At 44.0% G+C, this 15,438-nt stretch carries 11 protein-coding genes; 5 read left to right on the top strand and 6 right to left on the bottom strand.

Going from position 1 to position 15,438, the window contains the following annotated elements:
• Position 1: 1 nt before the first annotated feature.
• Both ACYIB7_RS05325 and atpD read right to left on the bottom strand, forming a co-directional pair.
• Positions 2 to 235: a F0F1 ATP synthase subunit delta/epsilon gene (locus ACYIB7_RS05325; protein WP_103983526.1), complete on the bottom strand. Its 234-nt coding sequence runs from the start codon at positions 233 to 235 to the stop codon at positions 2 to 4.
• 2 nt (positions 236 to 237) lie between these two features.
• Positions 238 to 1,758, bottom strand: coding sequence for a F0F1 ATP synthase subunit beta (gene atpD / locus ACYIB7_RS05320; protein WP_103983527.1), 1,521 nt, complete (start codon positions 1,756 to 1,758; stop codon positions 238 to 240).
• A gap of 388 nt (positions 1,759 to 2,146) precedes the next feature.
• Between atpD and ACYIB7_RS05315 the strand changes: the two genes are divergently transcribed.
• The 5 genes from ACYIB7_RS05315 to ACYIB7_RS05295 all read left to right on the top strand — a co-directional run bounded on the left by ACYIB7_RS05315 (position 2,147) and on the right by ACYIB7_RS05295 (position 10,418).
• Positions 2,147 to 3,085, top strand: coding sequence for a DMT family transporter (locus tag ACYIB7_RS05315; RefSeq protein WP_103983528.1), 939 nt, complete (start codon positions 2,147 to 2,149; stop codon positions 3,083 to 3,085).
• A gap of 371 nt (positions 3,086 to 3,456) precedes the next feature.
• On the top strand, positions 3,457 to 5,895 hold the full coding sequence (gene thrA, locus ACYIB7_RS05310; protein ID WP_480338292.1) for a bifunctional aspartate kinase/homoserine dehydrogenase I: 2,439 nt from the start codon (positions 3,457 to 3,459) through the stop codon (positions 5,893 to 5,895).
• 14 nt (positions 5,896 to 5,909) lie between these two features.
• Positions 5,910 to 7,118 (top strand): cofactor-independent phosphoglycerate mutase, encoded by a 1,209-nt coding sequence (locus ACYIB7_RS05305; protein WP_480338291.1) that lies wholly within the window; start codon positions 5,910 to 5,912, stop codon positions 7,116 to 7,118.
• 5 nt (positions 7,119 to 7,123) lie between these two features.
• A complete protein-coding gene (gene thrC, locus ACYIB7_RS05300) occupies positions 7,124 to 8,437 on the top strand; it encodes a threonine synthase (protein WP_480338290.1) in 1,314 nt (437 codons plus the stop codon).
• A 445-nt stretch (positions 8,438 to 8,882) separates the two neighbouring features.
• Complete coding sequence (locus ACYIB7_RS05295) at positions 8,883 to 10,418, top strand: family 43 glycosylhydrolase (RefSeq protein ID WP_480338289.1); 1,536 nt, start codon at positions 8,883 to 8,885, stop codon at positions 10,416 to 10,418.
• A gap of 27 nt (positions 10,419 to 10,445) precedes the next feature.
• On the opposite strand, the gene ACYIB7_RS05290 is transcribed toward ACYIB7_RS05295, so the two are convergent.
• From ACYIB7_RS05290 to nagA, 4 genes are all read right to left on the bottom strand, one after another.
• The gene (locus ACYIB7_RS05290) at positions 10,446 to 10,883 is read right to left on the bottom strand and encodes a DUF695 domain-containing protein (protein WP_480338288.1); all 438 of its coding nucleotides are present in this window, start codon (positions 10,881 to 10,883) and stop codon (positions 10,446 to 10,448) included.
• Positions 10,884 to 11,024: 141 nt separating this feature from the next.
• A complete protein-coding gene (locus ACYIB7_RS05285; protein WP_480338287.1) occupies positions 11,025 to 11,975 on the bottom strand; it encodes a transporter in 951 nt (316 codons plus the stop codon).
• A gap of 182 nt (positions 11,976 to 12,157) precedes the next feature.
• Positions 12,158 to 14,146, bottom strand: coding sequence for a glucosamine-6-phosphate deaminase (locus ACYIB7_RS05280; protein ID WP_099463216.1), 1,989 nt, complete (start codon positions 14,144 to 14,146; stop codon positions 12,158 to 12,160).
• A 106-nt stretch (positions 14,147 to 14,252) separates the two neighbouring features.
• A complete protein-coding gene (gene nagA, locus ACYIB7_RS05275; protein WP_103983591.1) occupies positions 14,253 to 15,419 on the bottom strand; it encodes an N-acetylglucosamine-6-phosphate deacetylase in 1,167 nt (388 codons plus the stop codon).
• Positions 15,420 to 15,438: the final 19 nt, after the last annotated feature.

Raw genomic sequence — 15,438 nt, 5'->3', positions numbered from 1 at the left:
GTTATTCGACACAAACGGATAAGATATTGTTGCTTATCTCAATGAATCCGTTCCGTATCTTTTGTTCATATCGTTTGATTCCGTCTTCATACCGGATCACTCCTTCTCCCAACGCAGCTATCATTGGAGCATGATTGGGCAATACATCGAAAGAACCGGCCAGTCCCGGAAAAGAGGCATCCTCTATCTCTCCATTGAAAAGCATTCCGTTAGGTGATACTATTTCCAGTCTCATAATTACTCTTTTGCTTGTTCGGCTAATCGTCGCCCCTTTTCAATAACTTGTTCTATCGTTCCCACATTCAGGAAAGCCTGTTCCGGAATTGTATCTGTTTCGCCGTCAAGAATCATCTTGAAGCCACGAACCGTATCTTCAATGGAGACCATTACGCCGGGGATTCCTGTAAACTGTTCCGCAACGGCAAAAGGTTGCGACAAGAAACGTTGTACACGCCGAGCCCGGTTTACTGTCTGGCGATCTTCTTCGGAAAGTTCTTCCATTCCCAATATGGAGATAATGTCCTGCAATTCCTTATTCCGCTGGAGAATCTGCTTCACCCGTTGGGCGGTTTCATAATGCTCTTTGCCTACAATGAGCGGATCAAGAATACGGGAAGTGGATTCCAGCGGATCGACTGCCGGATATATTCCAAGTTCCGTAATCTTACGGCTCAATACCGTAGTGGCATCCAGATGGGAGAAGGTGGTAGCCGGAGCCGGGTCTGTTAAATCGTCAGCCGGCACATAAACAGCCTGAACAGAAGTAATGGAACCTTTCTTTGTAGACGTGATCCGTTCTTGCATCGCTCCCATCTCCGTAGCCAGCGTAGGTTGATAGCCTACGGCAGAAGGCATACGTCCCAGCAAGGCGGAAACTTCCGATCCTGCTTGTGTAAAACGGAATATATTATCAATAAAGAACAAAATATCTTTTGTTTCGCCTTCGGCTGCCAGGTCACGAAACGATTCGGCAATCGTCAATCCGGACAAGGCTACCGACGAACGTGCTCCCGGCGGTTCGTTCATCTGTCCGAATACCAATGTAGCCTGCGACTTGGAAAGTTCCTCGCGGTCTATCTTAGACAGATCCCAATTTCCTTGTTCCATACTTTCCTTAAACGCTTCGCCGTAACGGATTACGCCGGACTGAATCATCTCTCGCAACAAATCATTTCCTTCGCGCGTACGTTCCCCCACACCGGCAAAGACAGAAAAGCCGTTATTCTTCTTCGCTATATTATTAATTAATTCCATAATAAGAACCGTTTTACCTACACCGGCACCTCCAAACAGTCCTATTTTACCGCCCTTAGCATATGGCTCCAACAAATCAATCACCTTAATACCGGTGTAAAGAACTTCCTGCGTTGTAGTCAGATCCTCAAACCGGGGAGGTTCCCGGTGTATTGGAAATGCACCCTTTTTATCCAGCTCTTCCATCCCGTCTATCGGGTTACCTGTTACATTCATCAAACGACCTTTCACCTGATCGCCAACAGGCATTGTAATAGGCGAACCATAAGATACAGCTTTCATACCTCGTCTTAATCCGTCTGTAGTATCCATGGCCACAGTACGGACAGTGTTCTCTCCTATATGTTGTTGTACCTCAACTATCAATTTTTTCCCATTAAGGCACATTACCTCCATAGCATCATGGATATGCGGAAGTACAATCTTCTCTTCCGGGTCTCCGTCAAAATGAATATCTACAACGGGACCGATAACCTGCGAAATATACCCTTTAATCTCCTTCATCAATCTCTGCTTTAACTTAACCTATTTCATTTGCAATATTACGAATTCAGAAAATCGCAAGTTGGGAAATATGACTTTTTCGCCTTTTTTGCATTTAGTTAAACATTTGACTATTTAGCTTATATTTTTAAATGGAACAATCTATTTCTGAAATGAACCAAACCTAAAAGTCGAATTGATTTGCAAATGCTGTAAAATGAACTACATCCTGTTTTCAACCTTTTTGATCACAGATTATACATCAAACGTTTTGTTTTGTTAAACTTTTTCGTTTTCAAACATAATATTGATATTCCTAATAACATTTCAGACAGGTTTACGCTTTTACCTATATCATTATTTACAAACAATGCCGTACATTTGTACTTTGAGATAAAGCAGCAAGAACATGAATTCAGAAAAACAAAAAGGACACCTACTTATATTGGTGGCAAACATCTTGTTCGCAATAAATATGCCTGTTTCCAAGTATTTATTGCCTACCCATCTAGCGCCTGAAGCTTTAACAATCATGCGTATGTCTTTTGCCTGCGTAATGTTCTGGATTACTTCACTGTTTGTCCCTTTCGAGAAAGTTTCGTTAAAAGATATGGGCACTTTATTTATATGCGCCTTATGCGGAGTAGGCTTTAACCAAGGCTTATTTATTTGGGGACTCAACATTACATCTCCGGTTGATGCTTCTATCATAGCCACTGCCGTACCTATTTTCGTTATGATACTTGCTGCTATTATACTAAAAGAGCCTATCACAAGAAAAAAGGCATTAGGTGTTTTACTGGGAGTAACCGGGGCTGTTTCCCTCATCCTGCAATCCGCACACAGTTCAAACCAGGCCAGCAGTTTAGCCGGAAATTTAATGATTACATTCAGTGGGTTCATCTATTCCATCTATTTAGTATTATCGAAACCGCTGACATTAAAATATTCATCCGTAACAATGATGAAGTGGATGTTTCTATTTTCAACATTAAGTGTATTACCGTTTACAATCGGGCACATAGCAGATTCTCCCGCTTTCCAAAGGTCAGTTCTTGATTTCCGGGAATTAGGAGCTATTTTCTTTGTTCTGTTCGGAGCAACGTTTGTACCTTACCTATTAATACCGATGTCTTTAAAGCGCATCCGTCCAACTACCGTCAGCATGTACAATTATGCACAACCTATCATAGCATCGTTTATTGCAGTTTTAATAGGACAAGATTCTTTCAGTTTTTACAAATTACTTTCTGCAGCATTTGTTTTTGTAGGCGTCTATATGGTTACGCAGAGTAAGAGCCGGGCAGATATAGAAAAGGAAAGAGCCTTAGAAACTGCAAAAAAGTAAGGATTTGCCATAAATCACCTTCTTTTTAGACACTTATTTTGGTAAAAATGCTTGCATTTGAAAAATAATGCGTAATATTGCCCCTGCAATACAAAATAGAGAACAAATCAATGAGTGCAGAATTTGCATATTATACATGGGCATTGATGACCCCTTGGGGGGTTAGAATCTATTCACTTCGATCAAATTGAGAGTTGACAGTGGACAGTTAATTATCTGCATTGTCCTTTCACATACAAGTCAACATTCAGTATCTCATTATTTCCTTATTAAGAAATTCTTATTAATAACCATGGTTGCCGGTTTACATATATGGTATTTATCTTTATGATAACCGTAATTGTCAACAGTCAGCTATCAATGATAAAAAGATGAAAGTATTAAAATTCGGCGGAACGTCCGTAGGTTCCGTAGATAGTATTTTAAGTGTAAAGAAGATTGTAGAAGCTATAGACGAACCGGTAATAGTAGTTGTATCTGCTCTTGGCGGTATCACAGACAAATTATTAAATACGGCAGCACTGGCTTCAAAAGGAGACGTGGCTTATGAGCGTGAAATGTCTGAGATTATCGCCAGGCACCTGGATGTAATAGAAGGTGTAATTCCCGATCCGGCTTTACGGAATGACGTTCAAAAGAAAGTAATGACTTTACTTGACGAACTGGCAAATATATTTAAGGGTGTTTACCTGATCAATGATCTTTCGGCCAAAACTTCGGACACGATCGTCAGCTATGGTGAGCGTCTTTCATCCCAAATCGTATCTAATGTCATAAAAGAAGCCCAATTATTCGATTCGCGCAAATTCATTAAAACGGTAAAGCAATTCAACAAACATATCGTCGACTTCGAATTAACGAATAAACTGGTTAAAGAGGCGTTCAGCCCGCTACCCAAAGTATCATTGGTTCCCGGCTTCATCTCTACCAGCACGGAAGGCGAAGTAACGAATTTAGGACGTGGCGGATCAGACTACACAGCCTCTATCCTGGCAACGGTTCTGGACGCAAACGTACTGGAAATATGGACAGACGTAGACGGTTTCATGACTGCCGACCCGCGTGTAATCAGTTCTGCTTATGTAATAGACCGCTTGACGTTTACCGAAGCAATGGAGTTGTGTAACTTTGGTGCCAAGGTAATTTACCCTCCGACAATCTATCCTGTCTACCATAAAAATATACCGATCCGGATATTGAATACGTTTAATCCGACAGCCCCGGGAACTTATATTTCCAAAGAACGGATAAAAGATAGCAGTAAGGCTATCATTAAAGGAATTTCATCTATTAACGATACCTGCCTGATCACCGTTCAGGGCCTAGGCATGGTGGGGGTTATCGGCGTAAATTATCGAATATTCAAAACCTTGGCAAAAAACGGTATCAGTGTATTTATGGTATCGCAGGCCAGTTCCGAAAACAATACTACGTTTGCAGTACGTAATGCGGATGCCGATTTAGCCGTTAACGTTTTGAACGAAGAATTTGCCCTTGAACGTGCGCAGGGAGACATGAGCGACACTGTTGCCGAAAAAGACCTGGCAACCGTAGCTATCGTAGGTGAAAATATGAAGCGTACTCCCGGTATTGCCGGAAAATTATTCGGTACGCTCGGCCGTGCAGGTATCAGTGTGATAGCCTGTGCCCAAGGTGCTTCTGAAACAAACATATCGTTTGTCATCAAGCTAAAATATCTACGTAAAGCATTAAATTCTATTCATGATTCTTTTTTCCTGTCGGAATATAAAGTGCTAAACCTTTTCATAGCGGGAGTTGGAACGGTAGGCGGTAACCTGCTCGAACAAATCCGCATCCAACAACCCAAATTAATGGATCAAAACGGGCTTAAACTAAATGTAGTAGGTGTATCCAACTCCAGACACGCACTTTTCTGCCGCGAAGGGTTGAATCTTGAAAACTGTATCGATGATCTGAAAGAAAAAGGTGAAGCCAGTAATCCTGAGCACCTCTGCGAAGAAATACTTAATATGAATATTTTCAACTCCGTATTCGTAGACTGTACTGCCAGCCCGAAGGTTTCGGCATTATACGAAACACTGTTGAATAATAACGTGTCCGTAGTAGCTGCTAATAAAGAAGCAGCATCTTCTTCTTTCGAGACTTATACGACCCTGAAAGAGACAGCCCGCCATCGTGATATCAAATTTCTGTTTGAAACAAATGTCGGAGCAGGCCTTCCTATAATCAATACAATGAACGACCTTATAAACAGTGGAGATCATATACTGAAACTGGAAGCTGTATTATCCGGCACTCTGAACTATATATTCAATACAATCAGTGCCGATATACCCTTCAGCAAAGCCATCCAGTTAGCAAAGGAGGCAGGCTATGCCGAACCCGATCCACGTATCGACTTAAGCGGAAAAGATGTTGTTCGTAAACTTGTTATTCTGGCGCGTGAAGCCGGTTACAGAGTAGAACAGGCAGACGTAAAGCGAAACTTATTTATTCCCGACGAATACTTCGAAGGATCTGTCGATGATTTTTGCGGAAAGATAAAAGAACTGGATGCTGCATTCGAAGCCAAGCGCCAGCAACTGGAAGCCGAACACAAACGCATCCGCTTTGTAGCCAAGATGGATCGCGGTGTCTGCGAAGTAGGTTTACAGGAAGTCGATGCCCATCATCCTTTTTATGAATTGGAAGGCAGCAACAATATCATCATGATTTCAACCGAACGTTATCACGAATATCCCATGATCATAAAAGGCTACGGTGCTGGGGCAGACGTGACAGCGGCCGGCGTGTTTGCTGATATCATCTCAATAGCGAACATCCGATAAAACTGAATTTTATTATGAAGCACATCATCATTCTGGGAGATGGCATGGCAGACGAACCTATCGAAGCACTCGGTGGTAAAACACCTATGCAGTATGCCAATACTCCCTATATGGATAAATTAGCAGAACTAGGTGTTACCGGACAGATGAAGACCGTTGCCAACGGTTTCCATCCCGGTAGTGAAGTTGCCAATATGGCTGTTCTGGGCTATGACCTGCCCAAAGTATACGAAGGCCGAGGCGTACTGGAAGCTGCAAGCATCGGCGTTACCCTGCAACCGGGAGAAATGGCCATGCGTTGCAACCTTATCTGTGTAGAAGGCGACATTCTGAAAAACCATTCATCCGGACATATATCCACCGAAGAAGCCAACGAACTGATCCGGTTCCTTAACGAGAAACTGGGTTCCGACCGGGTAAAGTTCCACACCGGTGTCTCCTACCGCCACCTGCTGGTTATAAAAGGCGGAGACAAAAGATTGGACTGTACACCTCCGCATGACGTACCGCTTCATCCTTTCAAACCGTTGATGATAAAAGCTGAAGTTCCGGAGGCCGGAGAAACAGCCGGTTTATTAAATGAACTTATATTGAAATCCCAGGAAATCCTGGCCGACCATCCGATAAACAAGAAACGTATTGCAGCCGGTAAAGATCCGGCCAACAGTATCTGGCCGTGGTCGCCGGGATACAGGCCAGCCATGCAAACTATGCAGGAAATGTACGGTTTCAAAAAAGGAGCCGTAATATCGGCTGTCGACCTGATCCGCGGTATCGGAGTATATGCAGGGCTTGAAGTTATCAACGTAGAAGGCGCTACCGGTTTATGGAATACGAACTACGAAGGAAAAGCCCATGCCGCCCTTGAAGCCCTGAAGACAAACGACTTTGTCTACCTGCATGTAGAAGCCAGTGACGAAGCCGGGCACGAAGGCGACGTAGACCTGAAAGTAAAAACAATCGAATATCTGGATAACCGTGCAATACGGATTATTTATGAAGAATTACAGAAATGGGACGAGCCTGTTGGTATTGCTATTCTGCCCGACCATCCTACTCCGTGTGCCATCCGTACGCATACTAATACACCTGTGCCTTTCCTTATATATAAACCAGACATACAACCGGACAGCGTAACCCGCTTCGACGAGTTTTCGGTACTGGACGGAAAATACGGAGTATTGGAAAAAGACCTGTTCATTAAAAAGTTTCTTAAAGAATAAATCACATGAAATATTACAGTACAAACAAACAAGCCCCTCTTGCTACGCTAGAGGAAACCGTCATAAAAGGTTTGGCCGGCGATAAGGGACTATATATGCCCGAAAGGATTCCTTCCTTAAGTAAGGATATTATTAGTAAAATGAAACATATGTCTTTCCATGAGATAGCGTGCACAGTGGCACAAGCTTTCTTCGGCGAAGACATCGAACCGGACGTATTGGACAAGATCGTAAAAGATACACTTTCGTTCGACACACCGGTAGTACATGTGGAAGACAACATCTACAGCCTGGAACTCTTTCACGGCCCCACGCTGGCATTTAAAGACGTAGGCGCCCGCTTCATGGCCCGTTTGCTGGGTTACTTCATTAAGAAACAAGGATTGAAAGAGGTAAACGTACTTGTTGCTACTTCGGGAGACACAGGTAGTGCCGTAGCCAACGGTTTTCTGGGCGTTGAAGGTATCCACGTGTATGTGCTCTACCCCAAAGGAAAGGTAAGCCCTATACAGGAATGCCAGTTCACAACGCTGGGACAAAACATCACGGCGCTCGAAATAGACGGTACCTTCGACGATTGCCAGGCCTTGGTAAAATCCGCCTTTATGGATAGCGAACTGAATGGACACATGAAACTCACTTCGGCCAATTCTATCAACGTAGCCCGCTTCCTTCCGCAATCATTCTATTACTTCAATGCGTATGCACAACTGGACAGAGCAGGAAAAGCAAACGAACTGGTAGTAAGTGTTCCCAGCGGGAACTTCGGCAACATCACAGCCGGGCTGTTTGCACACCGGATGGGACTTCCTGTCAAACGCTTTATAGCGGCCAACAACCGCAATGATGTATTCCTCGAATATCTCAACACCGGCAAGTACAATCCCCGTCCGTCCGTAGCCACCATTGCCAACGCGATGGACGTAGGCGATCCTAGCAACTTTGCACGCATTTTGGACTTGTTCGGTATCTATGGCGATCCGCACAAAGCAATCTGCGGATTGATCTCCGGCTACCGCTTTACAGATGAAGAAATTGCTTCCACTATGAAACGCGTTTACAACGACTGCGGCTATTTGCTGGATCCCCACGGGGCATGTGGCTTCCAGGCGTTGGTACAAAATGCACTTGATGCGAACGAAACCGGTGTATTCCTGGAGACAGCCCATCCTGCCAAGTTCAAAGGCACGGTAGACAGTATCCTGGCTTCGGACATCGAAATCCCCGCCAAGTTGCAAGCCTTTATGAAAGGTAAGAAACAAAGCATAGAACTCAACAAAGACTTTGCCGGCTTCAAAGCCTACCTGATGACACAATAATAGAAAAAAAGACAGTTCAAAGTCCGTTGTATCAGGAGTAACCCTTCCCCTATGGGGAGGGGAAAAGAGGGAGGCTGGAGTGCCCGCACCATACGGAAAACCTCCGTACCCCTACAAAAGTATCACCGGCGCACCGGCGGAGTCTCCGTACCCCTACAAAACCATTACCGGAGTAGCTGCAGCCATTTTGTAGGCCTACAAAACCATTACAGACGCGCCGGCAGCCATTTCGTACCCCTACAAAACCATTGCCGGAGCTCCGGTGATACCTCCGTAGGCCTACAGAGGCTTTACAGACCGGATTTCTCAATTTTCGACCTGCTATTAACCCATACAAATCAGCAGAAGGTTGCCATCAACACAAATACGCCTTATCAGCGTGCATAATATCAATGTATTTCTTTATATTTGCCCTGTTTTTAATTCTTTATTTACAATTCAGACCATGAAAAAGACATTTATCGCCATTGCCTGCGCTGCTTTGTGTGCAGCTAATATGTACGGGCAAACAAAAGGACACTTCAACAATCCGGTTATTCCCGGTGATGTGGCCGATCCCTCCATCATTCGTATAGGCAACACCTGGTATGCTACCGGAACCTCTTCGGAGTGGGCGCCTTATTATCCAGTGTTTACATCTACAGACCTGGTAAACTGGAAACAGACCGGGCATATCTTCGACAAACAGCCGAAGTGGACAGTTTCATCGTTCTGGGCTCCGGAGTTGTATTATATGAACAATAAGGTCTACGCCTACTATACGGCACGCAACAAAAAGGGCGTGTCCTATATAGGTGTAGCTACGGCAGACAACCCGACAAAGGAATTTACCGACCATGGCCCGGTTGTTGAATACGGAACCGAAGCCATCGATGCCTTTATTCTGGAAGACAACGGCAAGCAATACATCTCATGGAAAGCCTACGGACTGGATAACCGGCCTATCGAACTTCTTTGCAGCCAACTTTCGGACGACGGCCTGAGCCTTGTAGGAGAAACATTCACCCTGATGCGCGACAACGACCGGATCGGAATGGAAGGCCAATGCCACTTCAAGAAAGGAGATTATTATTATATGCTCTACTCTACGCATAGCTGCTGCGGACCTAAAAGCGATTATCAGGTACGCGTTGCCCGTTCCAAAACGCTGAAAGGCCCGTATGAAATATATGATGGTAATCCGGTCCTGCACGGCGGTAGCGACAAAGTTCAGTCATGCGGACACGGTACAGTGACCACTACCCCGGACGGACGTATGTTCTATTTCTTCCACGCCTATCTGACCGGAGGCCGTTTCTTTGCCGGACGCCAACCCATGCTCCAGGAAATGGTAATAGGCGATGACGGCTGGATACACTTCCCCACAGGCGATACGGCGCAATTAGAACAGCCGCTTCCATTCAAAGGAAAAGAGCAGAAAGCAACGCTTGGTTTCTTCGACAACTTCAAAAACAACAAGCTGAAAGCCGGATGGACATGGAACTATCCTTATACTACCGTTAATATCCACGCAGGCAAAGGTAAACTATCGCTAAGCGGAACCATGAAGGAAGGCAACCATAACGGCTCGGCACTTTGTCTCCGCCCGGTAAAACCCGATTATGCTTTTGCCACACAGGTAATCAACCATAATAGCAGCCTGAAAGGTCTTACCCTCTACGGCGATGACAAAACATTGGTAGCCTTTGGCGCCCAAGGAGACAAACTGATACTGAAAGAGGTGATAGACGGTAAAGAGCAGATCGTCTGCAACGAACCGCTCCCCGCTACTTCTCTTTATCTGAAAATAGAAGTAAACAACGGAACTCAATGTACTTTCTTCTGGAGCAAAGACGGAAAAACGTGGCAAGCCCTAAACAACATTGCCCCGAAACGCGATTATAGCAAACAAGTACGCTGGGACCGCGTTGCACGCCCGGGACTGATCCATTGTGGTTCGCCAACCGAACCGGCAGAGTACAGTTACTTCCGGTTACTATAAAATACCCATAGTAATAAGAACGGGCGGTTATTCCACCGCCCATTCTTTCATCTCCAACATATCCAGATATTCTTCCCATTCCGGGTCTACTTCGGTATAGATAGAAATAGGTAGAAGTTCGAAGGAAGCCAAAGCCTCGTTCAAACGTTCGCCAAAAACACGCACCGTACGGGTATAGAACACCCACACCTTCTCACCGCCTCCTGTATAAACGCCGGTAAGGATAGAAAGTTTATCCTTCTCCATCGCTTTTTGCAGCACGGCCTGTATCTCTTCCATACGTCCTGCAACTTCTTCCAAAGGCATGCCAAGTTTATCCGCTTCATACTTCCAGGTTATCTCTGCACGCTCCTTAAACTTGCCTGACTGTACAAACTCAGTCAGTTCTTCGCGGCCGCTCACCGTTATCATTTGTCCTTCCTCGCTCTCCGAAAGCGCGGTAAACCATACATTACTCAGTTTCATATTATCTTTATTATTAGTTGTCTGCTGCAACTGCAAAGATAGAGATTATTCCGTCATCATCACATGCAACTTTTTGCAGAAAATTACAGAGCAACCAAAGGCCATACGAGAATTTGGCAAACATTGTCAAGCCTGATTATTTCATCTATAGTCTTTTTTCCTTTTCTGCCACAACTGCCAGCTATTAAAAATATTCTGCCACAGCACATAGCTTCCGGGACCTACAGACGAAAGGGGATTTAAGTAGGTATAGGCCATCCAGATAGCTAAGACAGTATTTTTCTGTCCGAGAGCCTGACCGGCACTAATACGGTCTTTATAGACACTACCAATACGCCTACCCAAATAAAACTGAATACAGCAGGTAATGAGTCCTCCCAAAGCAATAAGTATCTCTACCAAGAGGTCGGCATCACTATTCACCAACGAACGGACGGTTTGTCCCGTTACAATTGCAAGTGCAACCGCCCAAAGATAAAAAGCAGCATCACGTAAACTTAATAAAAAGCGATGAACCGGCGGACAAAACAGGCGCAACACCCAAGCCAAAAAGAACGGAAACAACAGCAATGGAAATACTTTGCTTAATATAAGCAAAAATGCAGAGAAAAAGGTAATATCCGCATGAGGTTCCACCAATGGAAAAACGAATGGCACAACTATTGCCGCCAGTAAGTTTGAAAGTAATGTATATGTAGTTAAACTCGAAGCGCTGCCTCCCAATTTTCCGGTAATTACAGCGGCGGCAGTAGCGGTAGGACAGATCAAACAAACCATAATTCCTTCAAATACATCTTTGTAAGCTTCATCCATCCTCACAACTATCAGGAAAGTTGCCATTAAAGCACAGGTTACTATCTGAAATAGTAACAACCACCCATGCCAAGGTTGAGGCATTAGTTCATGCGGGTCCACTTTGCAGAAAGTAAGCAGCAACTGGGCAAAGATCAAAGTAGGCGTAAGGAAAGCTATTAAAGAAAAAACAAATGGTTTTGTCGGCTCCAGAAAAGAGAAGTTGGCAAAAATAAAGTACCCCGACGCTCCGGCCAGCATAGCAACCGGCAGAGTCCAGTTTTTCAGGAATTTCAACATAATACCTCACCCATTTATATTCGGCTGCAAAGTAACAGCTTATAAAAGGAATAGACAAGATTCACAGATGCTTTTTATAAGAAAAACACAAGCATTTTAAGCAAGAGTCATAAATATAAAGGAATAAAAAAAGCTTTAGCCCGTAATGAGCTAAAGCTTTTATATTCATTTTCCAACTCGGATTAACGTAATGGTATGTATTGTACAAATGCCTCCATCGCTTCATAAGAAGCCAGACCTAGTTGATGGTATACCTCCGCCGTTGCACGGTTGCGGTCTTCTGCACGTTGCCAGAACAAACGTTCATCATCTCCTAAGAACGGAGCACTCTCTGCCTGCGACTGATGTTTCAGGATTGCATTACGTTTATGGCGTAATTCTTCAGGAGAAATAGGAACCGCCATTTCTACGTGATCCATTTCCCATTCCGCCCATGCTCCACGATACATCCATACGCGGCAGTTCTTCATCCATTCTTCATCTTTTACGTCATCTATAGCTGCAAGAACAGCATCCAGACAAACCTTGTGGGTTCCATGAGGGTCTGCCAAGTCGCCTGCAACAAATATCTGATCCGGTTTTACTTTCAGCAGTAAGTTCTTTACAATATCCTTATCAGCTTCACTCAGTTCATTCTTTTTCACCATACCTGTTTCATAGAAGGGCAGGTCAAGGAAATGAACATGATCATCTTTCACTCCCGAATAACGGCAACCATGACGGGCTTCTTCACGACGAATCGTACCCTTCATAAATAGTACATCCTTACGTTCGGGTTCTCCATTTTCTACCTTTTCATAACGGAGGTAGTTGATTATTTCTTCCGCTTTTTTCTTTACGGAGTTATCTCCGGCAGCATATTTATCGCATACATCACGAAGATATTCGCAATAACGGATTACCTCTTCGTCACCTACTGCGATGTTACCGGAAGTCTGGTAAGCTACATGCACATCATGATGCTGGTCGCACAAACGGCGCAAAGTTCCTCCCATAGAGATAACATCGTCATCCGGATGCGGACTGAAAACAATCACTTTCTTCGGGAATGGAGTAGCACGTTCCGGACGGTTCGAATCGTCTGCATTCGGTTTTCCACCCGGCCAGCCGGTAATTGTATGCTGAATATCATTAAAAATCTTGATATTTACATTATATGCAGAACCGTACAAAGCCAGCAATTCGCCCAAACCATGTTCGCTATAATCACGATTCGTCAATTTCAGAATAGGCTTTCCTGTCAGCTGGCATAACCACACAATAGCACGACGAATCAGTTTATTATCCCATTCACAGTTGGTCACCAACCATGGATGGCTTATTCTTGTCAAATCATAAGCTGCAGACAGATCAACAACTACTTTTGAATTCGGATGATTCTGTATATAAGAAGAAGGGATCAGGTCTGTCACCGGGCCTTCTACTGTCTTAGCAATAATACCTGCTTTATCTTCACCCCAAGCCATTAATACTACGCTACGGGCATTCATCATAGTAGAGATACCCATTGTAATTACGCCGGCAGGTACGTTATCTATTGATGGAAAAGTACGGGCAGCTTCCTTACGGGCAGCACCTTCCAACACAACCAGGCGGGTACGCGAACTGATAGTTGAACCGGCTGCATTGAACATGATGTTACTGCTCTGTCCTAATCCCAATAAAATATAATCCAATCCTCCGGCTTGTTTGATATCTTCTTCATATTTCCGGCAGAAATCCAGAACCTCATCTTTCGGCATATTTCCATTCGGAGCATGAATATTTTCAGAAGGAATATCCACGTGCGCAAATAAGGCTTCCTGCAAACGGGCGACATTTCCACCGAAAGTTGATGCCAATGGATAAAACTCATATTCAACAAAAACGATCACATTACGGAAACTCAGATTTTCTTCCTTATGCATGCGTATCAACTCTTTGTACACATTCAGTGGAGAACGTCCTCCGGGAAGAGCGATAACGAATGACTCGCCTATCTCTTGTTTCATACGTATTTGAGTTGCTATTTCATTAGCTATAGCGAGAGACCCTTCATCTACCGACTCATAAATATTAGTCGGGATTTTTTCCAAGCGAGTTAACACTGAATGCTCAAAAGCATTTTCCGGACGGTAATACCGCTGGGGTATACGCGTCAAGGTAATCTGAGAACTAAGGTCCTTTTTCATGTCTTATTTACATTAAATTCGATTTACTTTACTTGAATTACAAATATAGCTATTTCCGCCAACATCATATTGCATTTATTTATAAAACAAATTTATCGGGAAAAAGTTAAGCCAATGTATTTGTCTCCGGTACCAATTTACCCATTGACCATACGGCACGGACATTATATTTTCGGTCCAATATAACAATATCGGCATCTTTTCCACGCTGTAAAGATCCTTTACGATCATCAACCCCCATCAAACGTGCCGGGGTTTCGGAAGCCATCCGTACGGCATCAGCCAACGGAATTTCTGCTTTTTGCACCATAACACGCACTAATGTGTCCATTGTAGCAATACTACCTGCCAATGACGAATGATCGGCAAGTTTACAAACATTGTCTTCTATAATGATGCGCGAACCAGGAGCCGGACGATCTCCTCCCGCAGCATACGAAAGAGCATCTGTAACAAGGCACATACGTTCCACTCCTTTCAATTTATAAACCAGGCGTAATATAGTAGACGGAAGATGCTTACCGTCGGCAATCACTTCCACGGTCATATCATCCATAAGAAATACGCTCTCAACGGTTCCTTCGTACTTGTATTCACGGCGTTTATGAAAACCCGGCATTGCATTATAGAATTGGGCAGCATGGGTAAAACCTGCTTTATAGGCATTCTTTATATCTTCAAATTCTGCTTCGGTATGCGTAATGGCAGCCAATATACCTTTGGATTTGATATACCGGGCAAATTCATGTGCGCCTTCCAGTTCGGGGCTAATATCCCAACGCTTGATACAATCCGTCTTTTCCAGCAAAGCGGTATACTCTTCTTTATCTAAAGCCTTAATCGTGTCTGCATAAAGAAGACTGGCCATTTTAGTATTCAGATAAGGCCCCTCTATATGAAGTCCAAGTACCGGACTGCCTGCTTCTGCCATCAACTTCTCACATACGGAGGCAGCCTTGTATATATCAGAAACGGAAGAAGAAGAAAGAGTTGGAAAGATAGAAGTAGCGCCATGCTTCATATGACCGGCAACTGCGCCTTTAAATGCGTCTTCGGTACATTCCCTGAAATCGCGGCCAGCCCCGCCATGCACATTCATGGCAACAAAGCCCGGAATAATATACATTCCTTTAGCATCCACCACAGTAGCATCTATCAACGCCAAATCGTTATTTGTAACTTCCAGGATTTTACCATCCCGAATCAATACAGATCCTTCTTCCAGCCATCCTTGGGGTGTAAGAATCCGGCCATTTATAATTTGTGTTAACATTGTATTTCCTTTCCGTGTT

Source organism: Parabacteroides sp. KHUB-03 (assembly GCF_056640975.1).
Note: the sequence above shows the minus strand (reverse complement) of the source record. Positions and strands in the feature narration are given on the sequence as shown.

Bases quoted from the DNA above. Each gene is read 5' to 3' on its own strand.
- ACYIB7_RS05325 (WP_103983526.1), bottom strand. From the start codon at position 235: ATGAGACTGGAAATAGTATCACCTAACGGAATGCTTTTCAATGGAGAG.
- atpD (WP_103983527.1), bottom strand. From the start codon at position 1,758: ATGAAGGAGATTAAAGGGTATATTTCGCAGGTTATCGGTCCCGTTGTA.
- ACYIB7_RS05315 (WP_103983528.1), top strand. From the start codon at position 2,147: ATGAATTCAGAAAAACAAAAAGGACACCTACTTATATTGGTGGCAAAC.
- thrA (WP_480338292.1), top strand. From the start codon at position 3,457: ATGAAAGTATTAAAATTCGGCGGAACGTCCGTAGGTTCCGTAGATAGT.
- ACYIB7_RS05305 (WP_480338291.1), top strand. From the start codon at position 5,910: ATGAAGCACATCATCATTCTGGGAGATGGCATGGCAGACGAACCTATC.
- thrC (WP_480338290.1), top strand. From the start codon at position 7,124: ATGAAATATTACAGTACAAACAAACAAGCCCCTCTTGCTACGCTAGAG.
- ACYIB7_RS05295 (WP_480338289.1), top strand. From the start codon at position 8,883: ATGAAAAAGACATTTATCGCCATTGCCTGCGCTGCTTTGTGTGCAGCT.
- ACYIB7_RS05290 (WP_480338288.1), bottom strand. From the start codon at position 10,883: ATGAAACTGAGTAATGTATGGTTTACCGCGCTTTCGGAGAGCGAGGAA.
- ACYIB7_RS05285 (WP_480338287.1), bottom strand. From the start codon at position 11,975: ATGTTGAAATTCCTGAAAAACTGGACTCTGCCGGTTGCTATGCTGGCC.
- ACYIB7_RS05280 (WP_099463216.1), bottom strand. From the start codon at position 14,146: ATGAAAAAGGACCTTAGTTCTCAGATTACCTTGACGCGTATACCCCAG.
- nagA (WP_103983591.1), bottom strand. From the start codon at position 15,419: ATGTTAACACAAATTATAAATGGCCGGATTCTTACACCCCAAGGATGG.